At 58.5% G+C, this 347-nt stretch carries 1 protein-coding gene; it reads right to left on the reverse strand.

Annotation, left to right across the window (positions count from 1 at the left end; translation table 11 throughout):
- Window positions 1-34: 34 nt before the first annotated feature.
- Window positions 35-347: integrase core domain-containing protein (locus EJC47_RS20905; RefSeq protein WP_148110570.1), on the reverse strand; the 313-nt coding region annotated here is incomplete at its 5' end.

The following is a 347-nucleotide window of genomic DNA, read 5'->3' on the forward strand; positions in this document are numbered from 1 at the left end:
TGGACTTGCCCCGCAAAAGTGGAGAGGCATTTGCTCAACGTGACGCGGTTCGTTCGAACTGCGCGGGGCTGATATAGTCGAGCGCGGAATGGCGCCTGACGGGGTTGTAGAAGCCGTCGATATAGCGGGCAATGGCCTGCGCGGCTTGGTCGCGGGTATAGAAGACGGTGCGCCAGACGAGCTCGGATTTGATCGTCTTGAAGAAGGTCTCCACCATCGCATTATCGTAGCAATTTCCCTTTCCTGACATGGAGATACGGATGCCGTGGCGGTGCAGCTCGGCCTGGTAGTCCACAGAGCAGTATTGGCTGCCGCGGTCCGAATGATGAATGAGCCCTTCGGGCGGA

Source organism: Sphingomonas sp. TF3 (genome assembly GCF_003985085.1).
Taxonomy (GTDB): domain Bacteria; phylum Pseudomonadota; class Alphaproteobacteria; order Sphingomonadales; family Sphingomonadaceae; genus Sphingomonas.